Origin of the sequence: Streptomyces sp. NEAU-YJ-81 (assembly GCF_017592595.1) — a bacterium.
In the GTDB taxonomy this organism is placed as follows: domain Bacteria; phylum Actinomycetota; class Actinomycetes; order Streptomycetales; family Streptomycetaceae; genus Streptomyces; species Streptomyces hygroscopicus_B.
This window is the reverse complement of sequence record NZ_JAGFNO010000014.1, coordinates 174,936-194,100: the sequence shown is the minus strand read 5'-3', so window position 1 is coordinate 194,100 and position 19,165 is coordinate 174,936. Positions and strand designations below refer to the sequence as shown.

Below are 19,165 nucleotides of genomic sequence, written 5' to 3'. Positions count from 1 at the left end.
CCAGGTTGCGCTATCTGAAAGTTAGTGCTTTCCTGTGGTCACTGCTTTCGAGCTGCCCGTTCGGGCTATGCGAGTGCCCCCAGAGGAGTAATTCACCGTGACCACCCCTGTAGTGTCCATCGCGTACCACTCCGGCTACGGCCACACCGCCGTGATCGCCGAGGCCGTCCGCGCCGGCGCCGCCGAGGCCGGCGCCGAGGTGCACCTGATCAAGGTGGACGAGATCACCGACGAACAGTGGGAGACGCTGGACCGCTCCGACGCGATCGTCTTCGGTTCGCCCACCTACATGGGCACCGCGTCCGGCGCCTTCCACGTGTTCGCCGAGGCGTCCTCCAAGCGCTGGTTCCAGCTGGCCTGGAAGGACAAGCTGGCGGCGGGCTTCACCAACTCCGCCTCGAAGAGTGGCGACAAGCTGCACACCCTGCAGTTCTTCCAGATCCTCGCCGGCCAGCACGGCATGCACTGGGTCAACCTCGGCCTGCACCCCGGCTGGAACAGCAGCACGGGATCCGAGAACGACCTCAACCGCCTCGGCGTCTTCGCGGGCGCGGCCGCCCAGACCAACAGCGACGAGGGCCCGGAAGCCGTGCACAAGGCCGATGTGGCCACGGCCGGACACCTGGGACGCAGGGTGACCGAGACGGCCAAGGTGTTCGCGCGGGGGAGCGTCGCCGCGTAGGCGGGCCGCGGGTCCGAGCTGATCCCGGAGCTGTTCTCGTGCGCGATGCGCGCACATCGTCGTGACGCGCGCGCCGGCCTGGCGAGCGCGTCACCCTTCCGCTGCCGTCCCGAGCGGGCGCTGGAGCGTGCAGCATGTGCCCGCGCCCGCCGGAAGGAGGAGATCGCACCACCGGCCGCCCCCGGGGCCGAGGCGCTGGAGGCGGCCGATGAACTGGGCGGTCACGCGCCGGCCGTCGGGCAGTTCGACCCACACGGGCGGGCCGGGCGTTTCCGGGTGCGGGCTGTCGGGGGCGAAGGCGTAGGTCACCGCTACGCGGCGGGTGCGTGGACCGTGGGTGTGACGTGGAGGTGCTTGAGCATCGTCCGTGCGGTGACGCGGTCCGGGCCCTCCAAGGTGCTCCAGAAGGGGTGCGTGGCGATGTACTTGGCGGGCGCGCCGGGGGGCTTTCGGCCTTGGTCAAGTGATGGTTGGGCTGCGGCGTTCGATGAGGACGACGTCGCGCCAGGCGCCATGGTGGCGACCGATGCGTTCGCGGGTGCCGATGACGCGGAAGCCCGCCCGCTGGTGGAGGCGGAGGCTGGCGGTGTTCTCGGGGAAGATGCCGGACTGGATGGTCCAGATCCCTGCCGCTTCGGTAGACGCGATCAGTGCGTTGAGGAGGGCGTCCCCGACTCCTCGCCGACGGGCTTCGGGATGAACGTAGACGGAGTGCTCCACCACGCCCGCGTAGGCGCAGCGGTCAGAGACCTTCGTGGCGGCGATCCAGCCGAGGACCTGCCCGTCGGTGTCGAGCGCGACGTGCCGGTGGTCGGGGAGTTTGGCTGCGTCGAACGCTTCCCAGGTGGGTGCGGTGGTCTCGAAGGTGGCGTTGCCCTCGTCGATGCCGAGCTGGTAGATCGCCAGCACGTCTTGAGCATGCTCGGCGGTCAGCTCGGTGATCCGGAGGGTGCCGGTGGTCGCGGTCATGCGCGGTCACCTGGAGCGAGTTCGTTGATCAGGTTCTGGACGCGGGTGCGGATGTCGTCGCGGATCGGTCGCACCGCCGCTGTTCCTTGTCCGGCTGGGTCGTCGAGTTTCCAGTCGAGGTAGGTCTTGCCGGGGAAGACGGGGCAGGCATCGCCGCAGCCCATCGTGATGACGACGTCGGATGCTTGCACGGTCTCGGTGGTGAGGACCTTGGGGATTTCGGCGGCGATGTCGATGTCGACCTCGGCCATGGCCTCGACCACTGCGGGGTTGACGGTGTTGGCGGGGGCGGATCCGGCGGAGCGGACCGCGATGCGGTCGCCCGCGAGGTGGGTGAGGAAGGCGGCGGCCATCTGCGAGCGGCCCGCGTTGTGGACGCAGACGAACAGCACCGAGGGCTTTCGGGAGTCAGACACGGGCGGAACCTTCCGGAGCGGCGGCCGGGTCAAGGGTGTTGGTGGCGGGGGCGGGGAAGAAGCGGCGTGCGGCCAGGGCGACGTAGACCAGGCCGATCAGCACGGGGACTTCGATCAGCGGGCCGACGACTCCGGCCAGGGCCTGCCCGGAGGAGGCGCCGAAAGTCGCGATGGCGACGGCGATGGCGAGTTCGAAGTTGTTGCCCGCCGCGGTGAAGGCCAGCGTGGCCGCCCGCGGGTAGTCCAGTCCGACCGCCCGTCCCAGGGCCATGGATCCGGCCCACATCAGGGCGAAGTACACCAGCAGGGGCAGCGCGATGCGCGCCACGTCGACGGGCCGCGAGGTGATCGCCTCCCCTTGGAGGGCGAACAGCACGACGATGGTGAACAGCAGCCCATACAGGGCGAACGGTCCGATGCGCGGGATGAGCGTCGTCTCGTACCAGGTGCGCCCCCGGGCCTTCTCGCCCAGGCGGCGGGTGAGGAACCCGGCCAGCAGCGGGATGCCGAGGAAGATCAGGACGCTGCGGGCGATCTCCCACACGCTGATGTCGAGCCCGGTCTGTTCCAGGCCGAGCCAGCCGGGCAGGACGCTGAGGTAGAACCAGCCGAGCGCGGAGAAGGCGATCACCTGGAACACGCTGTTGAGCGCCACCAGGACGGCGGCGGCCTCGCGGTGGCCGCAGGCGAGGTCGTTCCAGATGATGACCATGGCGATGCAGCGGGCCAGGCCGACGATGATCAGGCCGGTGCGGTACTGCGGCAGGTCCGGCAGGAAGAGCCATGCCAGGGCGAACATCAGCGCTGGTCCGGCGATCCAGTTCACGGCCAGGGAGGGGATGAGCAGGCGGCGGTCGCGGGTGACGGTGTCCAGGCGGTCGTATCGGACCTTGGCCAGCACCGGGTACATCATCACCAGGAGGCCCAGTGCGATCGGCAGGGAGACACCGGTGATGGTCACCTTTGCCAGCGCGTCTCCCAGGCTGGGAATGAGCCGTCCCAGGCCGAGGCCGGCGGCCATCGCGAGCAGGATCCATACCGCCAGGAATCGGTCCAGGAACGACAGCCGGGCCGCCACCGGCCCGGTCTGCGGTGCTGGGGCGGTCACGACGCGGCCCCGGCGATGGTCTTCCCGGTCCGCTCGGGGAGCGGTGTTCCTGCGGGGCGGGTGAGGATGCCGGCGAGCCTGTCGGTCATCTCCGGCAGCAGCCAGTAGTACACCCACGTCCCCCGGCGCTCGCAGTCGATCAGTCCGGCCTGTCGCAGCAGCTTGAGGTGGTGGGAGATCGTCGGCTGGGACAGGTCGAAGGCGGGGGTCAGGTCGCAGACGCACACCTCGCCACCGGCCCGGGAGGCGATCATCGACAGCAGCCGCAGCCGGATCGGATCGCCCAGGGCCTTGAACACCTTCGCCAGCTCCACCGCTTGGTCCTCGTCCAGCGGGGCGGTCAGCAGTCCGGGGCAGCAGCCCTCGACCCCGTCCTGGCCGAGTACCTCAAGCTCTTGTTTCGACATGCTTCTATGTTGACGTTCTTCGATTCAAGATGCAACCTTGAATCGACAGGCATCGATACAACAAGGCCAGGGGGATCGTTATGTCCCGCGTTCAGCTTGCCCTCAACGTCGCCGACCTTGAGGGATCCGTCGCGTTCTACTCCCGACTCTTCGGCGTCGAGCCGGCCAAGCGCCGTCCGGGGTACGCCAACTTCGCCATCAGTGAGCCGCCGCTCAAGCTCGTCCTGATCGAGGGTGAGCCCGGCCAGGACACCCGCTTGGACCACCTCGGTGTGGAGGTAACGTCCACCGATCAGGTCTTCGCGGCCGCAGAGCGTCTGAAGGACGCAGGGCTTGCCACGTTCGAGGAGAACGACACCTCGTGCTGCTACGCGCTCCAGGACAAGGTCTGGGTCCACGGCCCCGGCAAGGAGCCCTGGGAGGTCTACACCGTCAAGGCCGACACCGAGCAGATTGGCCAGAGCCCTGCCATCGAGAACGGCTCCGGCGGCTGTTGCGGCGGGCAGGAGGACGGCGATAAGTCCGACGCGGTCGGTGCGGGCTGCGGGTGTGGCGCCTGAGGAGCGGTCTTCGGCCGATTCTGAAGACCGTCGATGATGGGTCCGCGGTCAGGTGTCGAGCTGCGCGATGAGCTGGCCGCGGTACTCCTGGAGTGCGGCATGGCCAAGCTGGTGAATCGGGCGGTGGCGTGCGCGCCGGTGGTCGGGGTTCTCTAGCCATAGGGATTCGCAGACGGCGGCATCCCGCACCTGTGTGGCCAGGGCCGCGCTGGCCACGGCGTCTGGTGGCGGGGCGTCGAGAGCCCGGAGGGTGGAAGCACGGTGGCCGCCCTGTTGGCGTTTGCTCACCGCTGTCAGGCGCTCTTCGACGTGTGACGCGATGACGTTGAGCTGGGGTGCGTCGGGGAACAGTTCCGCTGCGGTCGGCCAGGTACCGCAGATCAGCAGTGTGATCGCGCGGAGGTTGTTGAAGTTTGCTTCACCATGACCGTTGATCCGGCTGCGGCACTGGGCGGGGTGGAGGTTCGCCAGTGGGCTGGGCTGGCCGGACGCCATCGGCCCGCAGTACCGATGCCGGTGGAGAAGGCAGGATTGCCGAAGGCGGGGCAGTGCCAGTCGAGGAATCGGTGGTGTCGCAGGCAGGCGAAGGTCATAGGAAGCCGCCAGGTGCCGCTCCAGCAGCTCGCCGTGGCGGTGTCGTCTATGTCGCCCAGGCACTCGGGGCGGTAGCGGCTGAAGCGGGTGCACACCCATCCTTCGTTGACCACCGCCTCGAAAGGGCGCCCGGTGCTGAGGTAGTTGGGGTGCGGGGGCGGGAATCCGGGTGCTTGCCCGGCGAGGGTCAGGTTGTGGACCTCCTGGACGGACGGGCGGCAGATGCCCGCGATGTGGGCCGTGAGCTCGGGGGTGAGTCGCAGAAGATGACGGGGCGAGATGACGTTCCCTGTGCGGGGGACTAGGGTCCTTCTGACGGATCTCCGTGGGCGAAGGAGCGGCGTCCGGTGCGTGCTCTCGGCGTGCCGCGCGGAGGTCCTCGTGGCGGAGCTACTATCTACCTCCGCGGGCAGCAAGACCGGACCATCGCGACTCCGCTTCCGGACCGCTTCGCCGGGCGTTGCTCTCGCACGGAAATGTGGGACACCAGCCACTCGCCCTACCTGAGCCGCCCGGCCGCCGTGGCCGACCTGATCCAGCGTCAGCGAGCGGGCGACGGCAATTGAGCCCGAACCGAGGTGTCCGCCGCGACCACCCTGGACCTGTCTCCAGCCGCCCGGCCTCGTCAGCACAGACGCGGTACGGAACCAGAAGATCATCCAGTCCACAGGTGTGCGACCACACCGGCCCGAGCTCGACCTCGCAGGTACTGACTGACGGCCCCATGCAACCAGCACAGCGCTCACGGAACACGCGGTTGCCGATTCGCCCGAATCGGGAGCAGAGCCATGGTCCCGGCGCTACCCTGCCCGCCAACTAAGGCGCTCAGACTCGCCAACTACGGCGTTCAGTCACAGTCGTGTGACTGAGCGCTTCGCTTGGCGGGTTAGCGGTTTAACTGGCGGGTCAGAGCGCTTCAGCCGGCGGATTGCGACTTTTCCGGGCAGTGACACCTGGCCGCGATGGTTGGCGCCGGAGGTTGCCGGTGGCCCCGTTTCGAGGGAGCAGGCACTCACTCACCTCGGCCAGGAGCTCTGCGACCATGGGTCGAAGGCGGGTAGCGAGTGCGGAATCGGTTCGTTCCAGCTCGGCCACCGCGTGCGACGTTCATTCATAGTCGGCCATCCACCGGCGAAGCCGCCCAAACCTTGGCCGATGCGTTACAACCAGGGCATAACGCCCTACTGTCGTCGACATGACGGAGCCAGTGGCAGAGACGCACCCACACGAGAACGACCCCGGCGCGGCACGCTTGATCGTTCTGTCTGACGGCATCTACGCCATCGCGATGACACTGCTCGTCATCAACGTGGCGATCCCCGCACATCTGGAAGACGCCGCATTCCACAAGGCCCTGGGCGATGCGCTTCCCAACCTCGGCGCCTTCGCCCTCAGCTTTGCCCTCATCGCCGGATTCTGGCGTGACCACCGCCGCATCCTCACCGCACTGCCAACCGAAACGGCCGTGGTCACTCGCCTGATTCTCCTCGGCCTCGGCCTGGTCGCCCTGCTGCCCTTCCCCACCGCGCTGCTGGCCGAGTACGCCTCTCAGCCCGAAACCGTCGCCCTCTACGCGGGTGCCATGGCCGCGATCCATGCGGTGCACGCAACGCTGCTGGTGCTCACGCAACGCCAGGTGCACCCCTCGCCCGCATCATCCGCTGCCGCGGCCCGCCGCCTCTTCACCGCCCAACTCGGTTCCAGCGTCCTGATCTTCGGCCTCTCCGTTCCCTTGGCCTTCGTCAACACGGAAGCAGCCATGTGGTTCTGGCTCACGCTCATCCCCGCCCACTACATCCTCGGCCACCACCTCCGCCGACTCCCGCAACAGTGAACCGCCCGGTCCGGGCCTGAGCGCCGTATCTGGCGAAACCCGCCAACTACGGCGCTCAGTCACAGCCCTTTGCACCGCTACCTGAAGGGGTAGCGGCGCAGGGAGCCGGGGTGGCCGTCGCATACCTGCTATCGGCCCGTTCCCAGAGTCGTTGGGGCCCGAAGCCACCGCGCTCGCGGTCGGCTCGATTCGGCTACGCGTCGCGCCTGTGCAGCAGCAGGCTGCCGACCAGCAGCGCGGCCGCGGCCCACGCCGCGAGCACGCCCAGGCCGGCCCATGGGCCGATGGGCAGCTCGTGTAGATGGACGGTGGCTTGGACCGCGAGTCCGGCGGTCATGGGCGAGATCTGCTGGAGGTGGTGCTGCCACTCCGGGTCGTTGACCACCTGGGTGACGACCGGGAAGAGGTAGAGCAGCCCGAGCACGATCCCGATGGCGGTCGCCGCCTCCCGTACCGCCGTCGCCACGCCGAGGCCGATCAGGGCGATCAGGACGAGGTAGAGGACCGAGCCCACGGCCGCGCGCGGGGTCGGGCCGTCGGCCAGGGACAGCGGGGCATAGCCGTGCGCCTCGGTGAATCCGTTGCCGGGCAGGATGTAGCGGCCGACGAGGAGGGAGGCCAGGACGGCAGCCGTCCCGGAGGCCAGGACGACCGTGGTGAGGACCGTCGCCTTGGCGGTGAGGACGGTGAGCCGGTTCGGCACCGCCGTGAGCGTGGTGCGGATCATCCCGGTGCCGTACTCGCCGCTGACGGCCAGCACCGCGAAGATGGCGATGACCGCCTGCCCGACGGTGACGCCGGTCAGGGCGAGCTTGACGGCGTCCTGGCCGCACCCCGCGTCCGGGCACTTCACGGCCTTGGCGGTGCCGCAGCCGACGGCCACGGTCAGCGCGACGGCGAGCAGGAGCAACCTCCCCATTTCCCCTGCGGTGCGCAGCTTCGTCCACTCCGCGCGCAGGGCGCGGCCGAAGTCCCCTCGCCACGCGCCGTCCGCCGTGCTCGTGAGTCGTGCACCGCTCAGGAGACTCATACGTCCCTCCCGCGCAGCCGCACCACGGCCAGACCAAAGGCGAGCGCGGCGTATCCGCACAGCACGGCGAGGCCGGCCCATGGCGCCAGCGGGTAGTAGCCGGTCGACGGCTCGTACACGCTGAGCACCTGCGCGTACTGCGGCAGGGTCTGCTGGATGGCGAAGCCCGCAGACGGGGTCACCCGCAGCAGCCACTCCGAGACGCCCGGGGGCAGTACGCCGGAGGTGGCAAGCAGGAAGGGCAGCACGATCGACGCGATGACCAGGGCGACCGCCGTGCCGCTGCGCCGCAGCAGGGCACCGACGCCGAGAGCGAGCACGGCGGCGGCCGCGCAGAGCAGGCCGGTGCCGACCATGACGCGCACTTCGGTCGCCGACGTGACGGGGAAGACATGGAAGCCCCTGCCGCGCGCGCTGCGTTCCCCGATGGGAATGGTGATCGTGGCGGCCACCAGGCCGATGGCGAACGCGACGCCCCCGGCCACCAGCGCCTTGGCAGCAAGCACCCGGCCGCGCAGGGGAGTTGCCGCCATGGTCGTACGCAGCAGACCGCGCCGGTACTCGCCGGTGATGAACACCGTGCCCACGGCGATCACCACGATCAGCCCGGCGAAGGTGCCGACGAGGAAGTTCTCGACGGAGAAGCCGACGCCCATGACGGGCCCGCCGACGACCGGTGCGATGTCACCGGCCCCGGTCACGGTGAACCCGCCGTCGGCGGTCTGGGTGAAGCCGCCCTTGGTGGTGTTCGTGTAGCTGCCGGAGGTGCCCGCATCGCCGCCCACCTGTGTGCCGCTCCACGCGCTCTGGGACCAGCCGCCGGTGAGGCCGGGACGGCCGAAGGTGCCGGTGGCCACGGCGGGGCTGAAGCCCGTGCCCGCCGCGGTGTCCTGCTTCGCCTCCGGTGACGTCGCGAAGAGCCCGGCCTGCACGGTGCGCGCAAGCCCCGGCAGCTTCGCATGGCCGACCTTGGTCCAGTGGGAGCCGTCGGTGGAGGTGGAACCGGTGAGACTGTCACCGGAGCGGACCAGGCGCAGCCAGCGCGGGGACTCCTGGGAGACATTGCCGGAAGGGACCGCCGTGTCGTGCGTGTAGTCGTACTGCATGCGCACGCCGTGGCCGCCGGTGGCCATGACCGCCGCGTACGGGGATCCCTGGGTGAGGCTTTCCTTCACGATGATCCCGGCCTTCGCCCAGGGCTGGGCGCTCTGGGCTGTCTTTCCGGTCCCGGTGTCGGCCACACCAGTCAGCGACCGCAGGGGAACGGTGAGGGTGCCGTCGCCGGTGAGCGTCTTGCGGACGAAGTAGAAGCTGTCGTTGACGGCCTCGCCGCCGGGGCCCTTCGGGTACGAGGCGGAGTCGGCGCCGCGACCGCCGGGGGCGGGGGCGGCCGTGCCGAGCAGGCCGACCACGATCGTCACCAGGAGCGCCCCCGCCATGGCGAGGACCCAGCCGCGTACCGTACGGAACTTCGTCCACTCGGCGTGCAGCGTCCTGCGGAACCCGCCCCGCTCAGCGCGCCTCGTGGCCGGGGGGCGAGGGATGAGGGTGGCGGTCATCGCGTGGCCTCCCCCGCCGGGATGCCCCGGTACTCCACCGCGTCCCGGGTGAGCTCCATGTACGCCTCTTCGAGCGTTGCCCGGTGCGCGGACACCTGGGAGAACGGCACCTCGTTCCGGGCGAGCAGGGCCACGATCTCCTCGTCGGGCAGGCCCGTGACGTCGAGGGTGTCGGGGCCGGTGGCGAGAACGGTGGCGCCCGCGCCGTGCAGGACCTGGGCGGCGCGCGGAGGCGCGGAGGTACGCAGGGTGACCCGGCCGCCGGACGCCTCGGCGAGCAGTTCGGACACGCTGGTGTCCGCGACGACCCGGCCGCGGCCGATCACCACGAGATGATCCGCGGTGTCTTCGAGTTCGCTCATCAGGTGACTGGAGACCAGGACGGCGCGGCCCTGCCGGGCCAGCGACGACAGGAAGCCGCGCATCCACACGATGCCGTCGGGGTCGAGGCCGTTGAACGGTTCGTCCAGCATGACGACCGGCGGGTCGCCGAGCAGCGCCGCCGCGATCCCCAGGCGCTGGCGCATGCCCAGCGAGAAGCCGCCGGCCTTGCGCCGGGCCGCCGTGCCCAGGCCGGCCTGTTCGATGACCTCGTCCACCCGCCGGGCCGGCACGCCCTGTGAGTGGGCCAGCCACAGCAGGTGGTTACGAGCGGTGCGGCTCGGCTGCAGCGCGGAGGCGTCGAGCAGTGCCCCCAGTTGCCGAAGCGGGCGGCGCAGGGTGCGGTACGGCACCCCTCCGACCAGGGCCTTTCCCTCCTCAGCCGCGTCAAGGCCCAGGATCACGCGCATGGTGGTGGACTTGCCCGCGCCGTTCGGACCGACGAAGCCGGTCACCCGTCCGGGCCGCACGGTGAACGTCATCCCGTCCAGAGCCAACTGTGGCCCGAAGCGTTTACGCAGACCGATGACCTCGATCGTCGCCTTCGTACTCGCATTGTTCATGGGCCCCACCCTTTGACGGAGCGAGTTACAGGGGCCGAACGGCCGCTGTCATCTCGCTGTTAGGCGCCTGGGCTTAGCCTGGCCTGGTACGTGTCCTGGCGCGGTGGCGAGAGGGGAGCATGCGGATGGAATGGGGTTCGCCCCCACGGCTCGCGGGCCTGACCGCCCGGCTCGGCCTGCGCCGTGGCACTGCCCGCACCCGCTTCACCGCCTTGTACGTGACTCTGTTCCTTCTGTCGGGAACGGCACTGCTCGCCATCGCGGCCGTGGTGGCATCAGGCGGATCGCGCTCCAGCCAGACCGCCCCCGATGGCGGCACTCAGCCCGCCACGGCGGCACAGGCCCAGGGCCGCATCGATGACCTGGAGCAGCAGCTGGCTCAGGCGCACGGCACCCAGTCCCAGCAGATCCTGATCGGCTCCGCCATCGCCCTCGGCGTCATGGCTGTGATCTCGGTCGGCCTCGGCTGGTTCGTCGCCGGCCGGGTGCTGCGCCCGCTGCGCGTGATGACAGCGGCCACCCGCCGGATCACCGCCGACAGCCTGCATGAACGCCTGGCCATCGGCGGCCCCGGCGACGAGGTGAAGGACCTCGCCGACACCATCGACGACCTCCTCGGCCGCCTGGAGGGCTCCTTCGACGCCCAGCGCCTCTTCGTCGCCAATGCCTCCCACGAGCTGCGTACCCCACTCACCACGATGCGGGCCTCCCTGGACGTGGCGCTCGCCAAGCCGGGCCCTGTACCCGAGACCACGGCCACGCTGGCCGCCCGGATGCGCGCCGAACTCGACCAGGTGGACCGGCTGCTGGAGAGTTTCCTCGTCCTGGCTCGCACCCAGCACGGCGAGTTCACCGACTGGGCGCGCCTCGCCCTCGGCCAACTCGCGCTGACCGCCCTGACCGGACGGGCAAAGGACATCGCGGCCAAGGGCCTGACCGTGCGCGAAAACCGGATCGACGGCTCCGCGTGGGTGTGGGGCAGCCAGACGCTGCTGCGCCGCGTGGCCGACAACGTGGTCGACAACGCGATCGCGCACAACGACCCCGGGGGCTGGATCAGCGTCGCGGTACGGGCCGAAGGAGACGACGCGGGCGCAGTGTCCCTCGTCGTCGAGTCCAGCGGACTGGTCCTCGACCAGCAGCGGGTGGCGGACCTCGCGCAGCCTTTCCGCCGCCTTGGCGCCGACCGGACCGGCACCGGCCAGGGCAGCGGCCTCGGCCTCTCCATCGTCGCGGCCATCACCCAGGCCCACCACGGCACCCTGGACCTGCGGGCCCGCCCCGACGGCGGCCTACGCGTCACCATCACCCTCCCCCGTACGGACGGCAGGGCGACGGCGGAAGCCCTCGACACAGAGACGGGCGTGGCGCGTTGAGAGTCCTGGTGGTCGAGGACACCCGCCCTCTCGCCGAAGTCATCGCCGAGGGACTGCGCGACCAGGGCATGGCCGTGGACGTGGCCCACGACGGGCTCGACGCCGCGGCCAAGCTGGACGTCAACACGTACGACGTCGTCGTGCTCGACCGCGACCTGCCAGGCATCCACGGCGACACCCTCTGCCAGATGATCACCGAGCGGGACGGCCGCGTGATGGTCCTGATGCTGACCGCCGCCGACTCACCCGGCGACCGCGTCAGCGGCCTGATCCTGGGCGCCGACGACTACCTCGCCAAGCCCTTCCACTTTCCCGAACTCGTCCTGCGCATCCGCGCCCTGGCCCGCCGCCGCCCCGCCGCCCGATCCCGCACCCTGCGCACGGCGGGCATCGAACTCGACCCGATGCGCCACACCGCCAGCCGCGACGGTCGCCAACTCGACCTCTCCGTCAAGGAGTTCGCGGTACTCGAAGCCTTCCTGAACGCGAGCCCCGCCTTCCTCAGCACGGAGGACCTCCTCGAACAGGTCTGGGACGAACACGCCGACCCGTTCACCAACACCGTCACGGTGACCATCAGCCGCCTGCGCCGCAAACTCGGCGACCCCCCGGTCATCGCCACCACACCCGGCGTGGGGTATCGGATCATCGACCCGGCCGTCCCACCCGACTGAGCAGCCGACAGGGGCCGGCGGCCCGCGAGCGGAGGCCGTGCTCAGCACACCCGACTCCAGTCATCTGTGCAGCCGACCGCAGGTGGGCCGCCGGGCGTGCAGGTGTTTCACGAGCGATCACCTATGAAACAACCTCCGGGGGTACGAGGTCGTCCATCGCGAAGTCGGCGCCCCGCACCACCGTGTAAGGCACGGGCGCCAACAGGGATTGCCGTCGTCGGTGAGGTGGCTGAGGAGGCGGCGGCCAGGTGCAAGCCTGTGGTGGGCTTCTAGGACTCGCCGCGATTCAGCGGCCGATCCCTGGGCGCCCTTACCGCCGCGGGGTGGTCACTGATGCCGGCGGTGACGCCGTCGTTCCTCGGCGGCGTCGAGTGCGGGGATGAGTGGCGCGAGCGTGGTGCGGAGCAGGTCTGGTAGCGAGCTGGACGGCACGACGAGTCCGCCGGTCGCGCAGGGCGCGGCGGCCGTCTGCAGCCATTGTCCGAGTGCGATGCGGACCGCGGCGGCCACGCTCGCCGCGAGCACGCGGGCGGTGTGCCGCTCCGTATCGCCGAGGCGTTCGGCGATCGCGTCGGTGAGGGGATGTTCGATCGCGGTGGCGGTATCGACGAACGCGACGCGCAGCGTGGGGCTGGTGGTGATCAGCAGCAGTGCGCCGCGGCCGGGTTCGCCCGGGGCGGTGTACTGATCCACGATCGCCTCGATGACGGCGTCGGCGAGGCCGACGCCGTCGGGCCGGTCGGCCACCGCCGCGGCGACCCGCGCTTCCCGTTCGCTGGTGACGGCGGCGACGATCGCCTGCTCCCGGCTGGAGAAGTAGTTGTTGTAGGTCCTCGGTGAGACGCCGGCGGCCTCGGCGATGTCATCGACGCGCACGTTGTCCGGTCCGCGCTCAAGGGCCAGCCGCAGTGCCGCCGCGCGCAACGCCTCCCTGGTGGCCTGCTTCTTCTGCTCGCGCAATCCCGTTCGCCGTGTCGTCACCGTCTCAGCATCCCAGCTTCAATGCGTGCACGCAAACTTGCGTGCACGCATTTTTTGCTTCTACTCTGGCGCCTCACCCCGGCAGGAGGGACCAGGACCATGAGAGCCAAGGGCATCAGCTATGACACCGGCTTCGTCCGCAATGGAGAGATCTCCCGCGGGCGCTTCGACCCGGACGTGGTCAAGCGCGAGCTGGGCATCATCCGGAACGACCTGCACTGCACCGCGGTCCGCGTCATCGGAGGCGATCCCGAGCGCCTGGAGCTAGCGGCGGCGTACGCCGCCGACCTCGGCCTGGAGGTCTGGTTCTCGCCCTACCCTCTCGAGCTGACCACCGAGGAGATGCTGTCTCTGTTCGCCGACTGCGCCGAGCGGGCGGAGCGGCTCCGGCAGCGGGGCGCCGAGGTCGTCTTCGTCGCCGGCGCCGAACTGAGCCTGATGAACAAGGGGTTCCTGCCGGGCGAGACCCAGGAGGACCGGCTCGAGCTGCTGCTCAACGAGCGGGATCGCCTAGCCGACCAGGTCGGCCGGATCAGCGCACAGGTCAACGACTTCCTCGGCAACGCCGTGGCACTCATCCGCCGGCGATTCGGTGGCAGGATCACCTACGCCGCCGTACCCCTCGAACGCGTCGACTGGGCACCCTTCGACATCCTGAGCATGGATCTCTACCGGTCGGCCGAGATCGCCGATCAATTCGCCGAGGGCGTCCGCACCCTCGTCGCGCAGGGGAAGCCGGTCGCGATCACCGAATTCGGCACCGCCGCCTACCGCGACGCGGGCGACAGCGGCGGCCGCGTTCTGGAGGTCCTCGAGTTCGACAAGGACACCGGCGCGCCGCTCCGTTTGAAGGGCGAGTACGTCCGCGACGAGTCCGGTCAGGCCGCATACCTGCGCGAGCTGCTGGACATCTTCGACGCCGCAGATGTTGACAGCGCCTTTGTATTCCTCTTCGCGCTCGACAACTTCCCGCACCGCCCCGACGGCGACCCCCGCGACGACCTCGACCTGGCCAGCCCCGGCATCGTGAAAGTCCTCGACAACCGCCGAGGAAACACCTACCCCGACATGCCCTGGGAACCCAAGGCAGCCTTCACTGCCCTCGCCGAGCACTACCGCGGCTGACCACGGCACCCCCGGCAGCGAGCCCCTGCCCGCCAACTACGGTGCTCAGATTCGCCAACTACGGCGCCCAGCCACACGAGTGTGGCTGGGCGCCGTAGTTGGCGAGTGAGCGCTTTAATTGGCGGGCCCTGAGGTTTGTACTTGGCGGGCGGGGGGATGGCGGCTTCGTCTTGGTCAGGAAATGGTGAGGCTGAGTCGTTCGATGAGGACGACGTCGCACCAGGGGCGGGAGCATCGGGGTGGATGTGCCGCCTTCGGCATCGTGGGTGAGTGCGGGGTGCCGCAGTCGGTGCAGGGTCAAGCCGTCCAGGTCCTCAATGTCCTCGGGCGAGGCGAGCGGGTTGGCCAGCGGCCGGGCGATCTCCTCGAAAATGTCCTCAGCCCGGCGGTACGAGAGGCGCGCCCGGTCCGTCTCCGGGCACACGCCGAGCGTCGGCGTCCCGGCCGGTCCTCGCGGCCGGTGGGGAACAGTGGGCCACGCTGCGGTGGTCCCCTGTCAGGACGCCAGGCGAAACGCACCGTGCAGATGAGCTTTCCGCTGAGGTTGGCGTCCATCCCGGCCGGTCGGCGACGGCCTCTGCCAGACCTTAGGTTGCACCCTTGAGCCACTGCTGGGGCCTGCCTGATCTGGAGTCGAGTCACTCTTTCGCGGCATTGCCGGGACCCCCGAGCGCACGCATCGTGACGGGCGCCGTCTGGATCAACGACGGGCCACGCCTCGCCCCCGATCTGCCGTTCGGCGGCCACAAGGCCTCAGGACTCGGCGTGGAGAACCGGCGGCGGGCGTCCTCGAATACATGGACACACAGGTGCTCTGGTCCCGGACGGTCTGACCCCGCGACGGCCGCCCTCGGCTCCGGCCCATCGCCTCCCCCACGTGGCAGCGCTCACCCGCCCTGGGAACTCTTCGCGGGCTTCACGCTGGTGATGTGGCGACGGTCAGGAACCCGCGAATGTACCCGGCCACGGTGTCCAGATGGCTTTCGAGCAGGAAGTGTCCACCTCCGGGAACCAGGTGGATCTCCGCGTCCGGCAGGTCCCTTGTGAAGGCGCGTGCTCCGTCCGGGCCGAAGATCTCGTCGCCCGCGCCCCAGACCGAGAGGAGTGGAACCTGGCGTTCCCGAAAGTAGGCGTGCACCTGAGGGTAGAGGGGTGGATTGCTGGCGTAATCGCGAAACAGGGCGAGCTGCACGAGGTCGTTCCCCGGCCGGTTGACCTCGCGGTGGTCGGCGGTCCAGGTGTCGGGATCGACCAGCTCGGGTCGGTCCACTCCGTGCAGGTATTGCCAGCGGATGGCGTCGAGCGAGAGGGCGGCACGGACGGCGGGTTCGGTCTGGGGGCCCGGATTCTCGCAGTACGCCCATACGGGCTTCCAGAAATCCGGTACGAAGCCGTCCGCGTAGGCGTTGCCGTTCTGCGTGATCACCGCGGTGACCGCGTCCGGGGCGCGCAGGGCCAGCCGCCAGCCGATGGGTGCGCCGTAGTCCTGGACGTACAGGGCATAGCGGGTGACGTCGAGCTGGGCCAGCAGGGCTTGGGTGATGTCGGTCAGGGAGTCGAAGGTGTAGGTGAACGCGTCCACGGATGGGATATCGGAGTTGCCGAAGCCGAGATGGTCGGGGGCGATGACGTGGAATCGATCGGCCAGTGCCGGAATGAGGTGGCGGAACATGCGTGAACTGGAGGGGAATCCATGCAGGAGTACGAGCGTGGGCGCCTCGCGGGCTCCTGCCTCGCGGTAGAAGACGCGATGTCCCCGCACTGTCGCGTAGTGGTGGCGGATCTCAACCATGACTAACCCCTTCAAGGTCTTGTGGTGGTTATCTCTTGGCGTCCAGTAGACCGCCCTTGGAGTAACCTGTCAAACCACTTGATGGAGTTAGCTGGGAAGGTGAGGTCCGTGCTGGACGACCAAGCCCTCATGCAGGCGCTGAACAGCACCCCTGTCGTGGATGGCCGACGCCAGGACCTGTGGCGTGACGACGATGAGGTGGATAGGTGGGCGCGGGAGCACGGGGGTCTCGGCGGCGACGAGGAGCGCCGGTGGCTGCGCACCGCCCGGGACGCGCTTCAGGCGGTGGAGTCGGGCACGTCGGCGGAGCCCCGTCTGCGCCGAGTCCTCGCGGGTGTTCGCAAAGCCCCGCAGCCCAGCGCGTCCGGTATCGAGTGGCACTTGGAGGTGGAGCCGGAGCGCAGGCTCGCCGTGGAACTCGTGCTCGCGTGGGCGGACGTCAAAGAGCGCATGCCCGGCCGTCTGCGGCCGTGCGAGAACCCTGCGTGCCGCCTCTTTCTCTTGGACCGCAGCCGTGCCAACACCGCGCGGTGGTGCTCGATGAAGACCTGCGGGAACCGGCTCAAAGCCCGTCGCCACCAGGCTCGGGCACGGGAGGCCCCACGACCCGAGTAGAGCGCCGGCGAGTCGGCGCTCCCACGGGGGACTCGTGCCCGGAGCCCGGCTGCCCCGCTGTCCACGAGAAGGCCGTGCTCGAAGTCGGCGTCCACGGCGAGGGTGATCGCCGCGAGCGACAGGTGGCAGCCGCCGGCGCGGCCGAGGCGTCGCCGCCACCGGCGCCGTAGAACTGCACGTCGAGGCTATGCACTCTGCGCTGATTGCCGAATGATCAGATCGGTCAGCAGGGCCAGCGGGGGCCAGCTGTCGCGACCCCGGCGGGCGACGGCGAAGGCGCGCAGGACAACGTCCGGCGCGGTAAGCGGCACCAGGTGGACACCGGGCAACGTGGAGGTGCCCACCGGCAGCAGCCCCACGCCCATTCCTGCCGCGATCATGCCCTGTACGAGGTCGAGGTTGTCCGCCTGGTGAGTGAGGTGGGGGGTGAAGCCGGCCATGGAGGCGAGGGTCCGGATGACGGTCTCGTCACCGGTGTTGCGCGAGTTGCCGATCCAATCCGCCGTGCGGAACCAGCGGAAGACCTCCGGGGCGCCCGGCGCCGAGGGACGGGCGACGTTGTCGGGAATGCCCAGACCCCAGGGAGCGGTCCACAGCGGGGTGATCGCGACCGCGGGGTCCGGCTCGGCCGGTGCCAGGTTGTAGTCGTAGGTGAGCGCGAGGTCGGCCTCGTCGTTGGCCAGCAGATGGAGGGCTTCGGCTGGTTCGTGCTCACGGACCAGGATGCTGAGCTGAGGATGGTTCGTGGACAAACCGCTGATGATGGGCAGCAGTTGGGCTCGGATAGCCGTGGCGAAGCCTGCCACGCGCACTGTGCCGGTCGGCGGGGCGCCGGGGCTCAAGTCCCGCTGTGCGGCCTCGACTGCCGCAAGGATCGTCACGGCGTGTTCCGCCAGCCGGCGGCCCGCCGGTGTGAGCCTGACCCTGCGTCCATGCGGCTCGATCAGTGCCGTGCCCATGTCCTGAGCCAACGCGGCGATCTGTTGAGAAACCGTCGAGGTGGTAGCGCCGGTGGCCTCGGCCACCGCGCGCATCGAGCCTCGCCGGGCCAGCTCGGCCAGCATCTGCAGGCGGCGTGTTTCCATCCATCCATTGTCCATAAATTCCGAACGAATCATTCGGGATCGACACGTGGACGTGAACGGTGTCGAGGATCTGTACTGGAGCCCATGAACGCTCCCGAACCGCCTGAGGCTCTTCCTTCCCACCGCTCGCGCCATGCCGGCGCCGGGGCCGGTCTACTCATGGCTGCCACCTCGATGTGTACGGTGCAGCTCGGATCGGCTCTGACGGTTCCGCTTTTCGGACAGCTCGGCGCGCTGGGAACCGCAGGACTGCGCCTGGGCTGGGCAGGGCTGATTCTGCTGGTCGCCATCCGCCCCCGGCCTCGTGATTTCAGCTCCCGGGATCTTCTTGCCTGCATGGTGCTCGGTCTCGTGACCGCTGGAATGATGGTCTTCTTCATGCTGGCGATCGCCCGTCTCCCGCTGGGGACCGCAAGCGCACTGGAATTCCTGGGACCGCTCACCGTCTCCCTCTTCGGCCCGAGGAAGGGACGCCTCGTCTGGGCGGCCGCGGCGGCGACGGGCGTCGTGCTGCTGACCGAACCCTGGCATGGCGGCGCCGACCTTGTGGGGGTCGGGAGCGCGCTGCTCGCTGCGGGGTGCTGGGCCGCCTACATTCTGCTGACCCAACGGGTTGGTGATCGCGTCACCGGCCTGAAAGGACTGGCTGTCTCCATGCCGGTCGCCGCGGTGCTGGGGCTGGCTGTCGCTGCCCCGGACCTCGCCGAACGTCTCACGTGGCCGGCGCTGTGGACCATGCTGGTTCTGGCGGTGCTCAGTCCCGTCATCCCCTTCGCTCTCGAGTTTCTCGCCCTGCGTCGTCTGACCGCGTCCGCGTTCGGCACTCTGATGAGCCTTGAGCCCGCCATCGCCCTCATGGTCGGTCTGCTCGTTCTCGGCCAGCGCCCCGGGACGGCTGCGACACTTGGCCTGGTTCTCGTGGTCGTGGCCAGCGTCGGTGCCACCCGGGCCGGTGTCCGTCCCGAGGCATCCTCCCAAGAGGCACCAGCTTTCCGGTATGAGCCTGATCCGGAGCCTGCACGACGTGATCAGGACCGGGCTGCTGTGTGCCAAGGCAGCCAGCCGCTGTGATCCTCAGCGCCGCGGTAGCCCTGTTGCGCTTGCCCGAGTAGTACGGCCGGTCGGCGGCGATCCGGTCGATCGGCAGCAGCGTTCATTCAGGTGTCACCGAACATGGCAACCTACTCAGGTTGAACTCGTAGAGTCCGGTGGTCCGACCGCGTCGTCGAAATGTCACGTAGCGCCGCTGCTACCTCGGTTCGGCCGGCGCGCCATTGTTCCAGCAGTGCTGATCGCGGTTTGGCTGCTCCCACGACAGCGTCGAGATCGGCGTAGTGGCTGCCTGCGGCCTCTGCCTGCTTCTGCACAGCGTCGAACGCATGCTAGGGCGTCGAGTTCATCTCCTCCAGCCACC

At 69.4% G+C, this 19,165-nt stretch carries 20 protein-coding genes and 1 pseudogene; 9 read left to right on the top strand and 12 right to left on the bottom strand.

What is annotated here, in order from left to right; genetic code table 11:
• The first annotated feature begins 97 nt into the window (after window positions 1-97).
• Complete coding sequence (locus tag J5X86_RS27775) at window positions 98-682, top strand: flavodoxin family protein (protein WP_078638178.1); 585 nt, start codon at window positions 98-100, stop codon at window positions 680-682.
• Window positions 683-1,141: 459 nt separating this feature from the next.
• Here J5X86_RS27775 and J5X86_RS27770 read toward each other — a convergent pair whose 3' ends face one another.
• From J5X86_RS27770 to J5X86_RS27755, 4 genes are read right to left on the bottom strand one after another with little or no spacing between them, the layout of a single operon-like run.
• On the bottom strand, window positions 1,142-1,651 hold the full coding sequence (locus J5X86_RS27770) for a GNAT family N-acetyltransferase (RefSeq protein ID WP_208519428.1): 510 nt from the start codon (window positions 1,649-1,651) through the stop codon (window positions 1,142-1,144).
• Window positions 1,648-2,067, bottom strand: coding sequence for an arsenate reductase ArsC (locus J5X86_RS27765; RefSeq protein ID WP_208519427.1), 420 nt, complete (start codon window positions 2,065-2,067; stop codon window positions 1,648-1,650). Before J5X86_RS27765 ends, J5X86_RS27770 begins: the two co-directional genes overlap by 4 nt.
• Entirely contained in the window at window positions 2,060-3,175 is a 1,116-nt protein-coding gene (gene arsB / locus J5X86_RS27760) for an ACR3 family arsenite efflux transporter (protein ID WP_208519426.1), read from the bottom strand. Before arsB ends, J5X86_RS27765 begins: the two co-directional genes overlap by 8 nt.
• Window positions 3,172-3,582 carry a helix-turn-helix transcriptional regulator gene (locus tag J5X86_RS27755; protein ID WP_208519425.1) on the bottom strand — a complete coding sequence of 137 codons (411 nt, stop codon included), beginning with the start codon at window positions 3,580-3,582 and terminating at the stop codon, window positions 3,172-3,174. The genes arsB and J5X86_RS27755 overlap by 4 nt, the downstream gene beginning before the upstream one ends.
• An 80-nt stretch (window positions 3,583-3,662) precedes the next feature.
• Here J5X86_RS27755 and J5X86_RS27750 point away from each other — a divergent pair, with 80 nt between their 5' ends.
• Window positions 3,663-4,142 (top strand): ArsI/CadI family heavy metal resistance metalloenzyme, encoded by a 480-nt coding sequence (locus tag J5X86_RS27750; protein WP_208519424.1) that lies wholly within the window; start codon window positions 3,663-3,665, stop codon window positions 4,140-4,142.
• Between the two features lie 48 nt (window positions 4,143-4,190).
• On the opposite strand, the gene J5X86_RS27745 is transcribed toward J5X86_RS27750, so the two are convergent.
• Both J5X86_RS27745 and J5X86_RS52985 read right to left on the bottom strand, forming a co-directional pair.
• On the bottom strand, window positions 4,191-4,637 hold the full coding sequence (locus J5X86_RS27745) for a hypothetical protein (protein WP_208519494.1): 447 nt from the start codon (window positions 4,635-4,637) through the stop codon (window positions 4,191-4,193).
• Window positions 4,523-5,395 carry a TniQ family protein gene (locus tag J5X86_RS52985; RefSeq protein WP_374229301.1) on the bottom strand — a complete coding sequence of 291 codons (873 nt, stop codon included), beginning with the start codon at window positions 5,393-5,395 and terminating at the stop codon, window positions 4,523-4,525. Before J5X86_RS52985 ends, J5X86_RS27745 begins: the two co-directional genes overlap by 115 nt.
• Before the next feature lie 536 nt (window positions 5,396-5,931).
• Here J5X86_RS52985 and J5X86_RS27735 point away from each other — a divergent pair.
• Window positions 5,932-6,570 carry a TMEM175 family protein gene (locus J5X86_RS27735; RefSeq protein WP_208519422.1) on the top strand — a complete coding sequence of 213 codons (639 nt, stop codon included), beginning with the start codon at window positions 5,932-5,934 and terminating at the stop codon, window positions 6,568-6,570.
• 193 nt (window positions 6,571-6,763) lie between these two features.
• Here J5X86_RS27735 and J5X86_RS27730 read toward each other — a convergent pair whose 3' ends face one another.
• Genes J5X86_RS27730 through J5X86_RS27720 form a run of 3 tightly spaced genes read right to left on the bottom strand, consistent with a single transcriptional unit; the run spans window position 6,764 to window position 10,103 of the window.
• Window positions 6,764-7,600, bottom strand: coding sequence for an ABC transporter permease subunit (locus J5X86_RS27730; protein WP_208519421.1), 837 nt, complete (start codon window positions 7,598-7,600; stop codon window positions 6,764-6,766).
• Window positions 7,597-9,159 carry an ABC transporter permease subunit gene (locus J5X86_RS27725; protein WP_208519420.1) on the bottom strand — a complete coding sequence of 521 codons (1,563 nt, stop codon included), beginning with the start codon at window positions 9,157-9,159 and terminating at the stop codon, window positions 7,597-7,599. The genes J5X86_RS27730 and J5X86_RS27725 overlap by 4 nt, the downstream gene beginning before the upstream one ends.
• Window positions 9,156-10,103 (bottom strand): ABC transporter ATP-binding protein, encoded by a 948-nt coding sequence (locus tag J5X86_RS27720; RefSeq protein ID WP_208519419.1) that lies wholly within the window; start codon window positions 10,101-10,103, stop codon window positions 9,156-9,158. Before J5X86_RS27720 ends, J5X86_RS27725 begins: the two co-directional genes overlap by 4 nt.
• Window positions 10,104-10,228: 125 nt before the next feature.
• Here J5X86_RS27720 and J5X86_RS27715 point away from each other — a divergent pair, with 125 nt between their 5' ends.
• Both J5X86_RS27715 and J5X86_RS27710 read left to right on the top strand, forming a co-directional pair.
• Entirely contained in the window at window positions 10,229-11,479 is a 1,251-nt protein-coding gene (locus tag J5X86_RS27715) for a cell wall metabolism sensor histidine kinase WalK (RefSeq protein ID WP_243981595.1), read from the top strand.
• On the top strand, window positions 11,476-12,153 hold the full coding sequence (locus J5X86_RS27710) for a response regulator transcription factor (protein ID WP_208519418.1): 678 nt from the start codon (window positions 11,476-11,478) through the stop codon (window positions 12,151-12,153). Before J5X86_RS27715 ends, J5X86_RS27710 begins: the two co-directional genes overlap by 4 nt.
• Before the next feature lie 327 nt (window positions 12,154-12,480).
• Here the strand turns inward: J5X86_RS27710 and J5X86_RS27705 are convergent, their stop codons facing one another.
• Entirely contained in the window at window positions 12,481-13,134 is a 654-nt protein-coding gene (locus J5X86_RS27705; RefSeq protein WP_208519417.1) for a TetR/AcrR family transcriptional regulator, read from the bottom strand.
• 99 nt (window positions 13,135-13,233) lie between these two features.
• Here J5X86_RS27705 and J5X86_RS27700 point away from each other — a divergent pair, with 99 nt between their 5' ends.
• The gene (locus J5X86_RS27700; RefSeq protein ID WP_208519416.1) at window positions 13,234-14,259 is read left to right on the top strand and encodes a hypothetical protein; all 1,026 of its coding nucleotides are present in this window, start codon (window positions 13,234-13,236) and stop codon (window positions 14,257-14,259) included.
• A gap of 681 nt (window positions 14,260-14,940) precedes the next feature.
• Window positions 14,941-15,033 (top strand): annotated as a pseudogene (locus J5X86_RS52980) (aldehyde dehydrogenase family protein); the annotation flags it as partial.
• Between the two features lie 142 nt (window positions 15,034-15,175).
• On the opposite strand, the gene J5X86_RS27695 reads toward J5X86_RS52980, so the two are convergent.
• Complete coding sequence (locus J5X86_RS27695; RefSeq protein WP_208519415.1) at window positions 15,176-16,051, bottom strand: alpha/beta fold hydrolase; 876 nt, start codon at window positions 16,049-16,051, stop codon at window positions 15,176-15,178.
• 108 nt (window positions 16,052-16,159) lie between these two features.
• Here J5X86_RS27695 and J5X86_RS27690 point away from each other — a divergent pair, with 108 nt between their 5' ends.
• Complete coding sequence (locus tag J5X86_RS27690) at window positions 16,160-16,666, top strand: CGNR zinc finger domain-containing protein (protein WP_208519414.1); 507 nt, start codon at window positions 16,160-16,162, stop codon at window positions 16,664-16,666.
• A 185-nt stretch (window positions 16,667-16,851) separates the two neighbouring features.
• Here the strand turns inward: J5X86_RS27690 and J5X86_RS27685 are convergent, their stop codons facing one another.
• Window positions 16,852-17,751 carry a LysR family transcriptional regulator gene (locus J5X86_RS27685; protein WP_208519413.1) on the bottom strand — a complete coding sequence of 300 codons (900 nt, stop codon included), beginning with the start codon at window positions 17,749-17,751 and terminating at the stop codon, window positions 16,852-16,854.
• Between the two features lie 159 nt (window positions 17,752-17,910).
• On the opposite strand from J5X86_RS27685, the gene J5X86_RS27680 reads away from it, so the two are divergent.
• Window positions 17,911-18,822 carry a DMT family transporter gene (locus tag J5X86_RS27680; RefSeq protein WP_243981594.1) on the top strand — a complete coding sequence of 304 codons (912 nt, stop codon included), beginning with the start codon at window positions 17,911-17,913 and terminating at the stop codon, window positions 18,820-18,822.
• Window positions 18,823-19,165 lie beyond the last annotated feature (343 nt).

Excerpts from the sequence above, each read along its gene's own strand:
- J5X86_RS27770 (WP_208519428.1), bottom strand. The coding sequence starts at position 1,651 with ATGACCGCGACCACCGGCACCCTCCGGATCACCGAGCTGACCGCCGAG.
- J5X86_RS27755 (WP_208519425.1), bottom strand. The coding sequence starts at position 3,582 with ATGTCGAAACAAGAGCTTGAGGTACTCGGCCAGGACGGGGTCGAGGGC.
- J5X86_RS27750 (WP_208519424.1), top strand. The coding sequence starts at position 3,663 with ATGTCCCGCGTTCAGCTTGCCCTCAACGTCGCCGACCTTGAGGGATCC.
- J5X86_RS27745 (WP_208519494.1), bottom strand. The coding sequence starts at position 4,637 with ATGGCGTCCGGCCAGCCCAGCCCACTGGCGAACCTCCACCCCGCCCAG.
- J5X86_RS52985 (WP_374229301.1), bottom strand. The coding sequence starts at position 5,395 with ATGATCTTCTGGTTCCGTACCGCGTCTGTGCTGACGAGGCCGGGCGGC.
- J5X86_RS27735 (WP_208519422.1), top strand. The coding sequence starts at position 5,932 with ATGACGGAGCCAGTGGCAGAGACGCACCCACACGAGAACGACCCCGGC.
- J5X86_RS27730 (WP_208519421.1), bottom strand. The coding sequence starts at position 7,600 with ATGAGTCTCCTGAGCGGTGCACGACTCACGAGCACGGCGGACGGCGCG.
- J5X86_RS27725 (WP_208519420.1), bottom strand. The coding sequence starts at position 9,159 with ATGACCGCCACCCTCATCCCTCGCCCCCCGGCCACGAGGCGCGCTGAG.
- J5X86_RS27720 (WP_208519419.1), bottom strand. The coding sequence starts at position 10,103 with ATGAACAATGCGAGTACGAAGGCGACGATCGAGGTCATCGGTCTGCGT.
- J5X86_RS27715 (WP_243981595.1), top strand. The coding sequence starts at position 10,229 with ATGGAATGGGGTTCGCCCCCACGGCTCGCGGGCCTGACCGCCCGGCTC.
- J5X86_RS27700 (WP_208519416.1), top strand. The coding sequence starts at position 13,234 with ATGAGAGCCAAGGGCATCAGCTATGACACCGGCTTCGTCCGCAATGGA.
- J5X86_RS27695 (WP_208519415.1), bottom strand. The coding sequence starts at position 16,051 with ATGGTTGAGATCCGCCACCACTACGCGACAGTGCGGGGACATCGCGTC.
- J5X86_RS27685 (WP_208519413.1), bottom strand. The coding sequence starts at position 17,751 with ATGGAAACACGCCGCCTGCAGATGCTGGCCGAGCTGGCCCGGCGAGGC.
- J5X86_RS27680 (WP_243981594.1), top strand. The coding sequence starts at position 17,911 with ATGGCTGCCACCTCGATGTGTACGGTGCAGCTCGGATCGGCTCTGACG.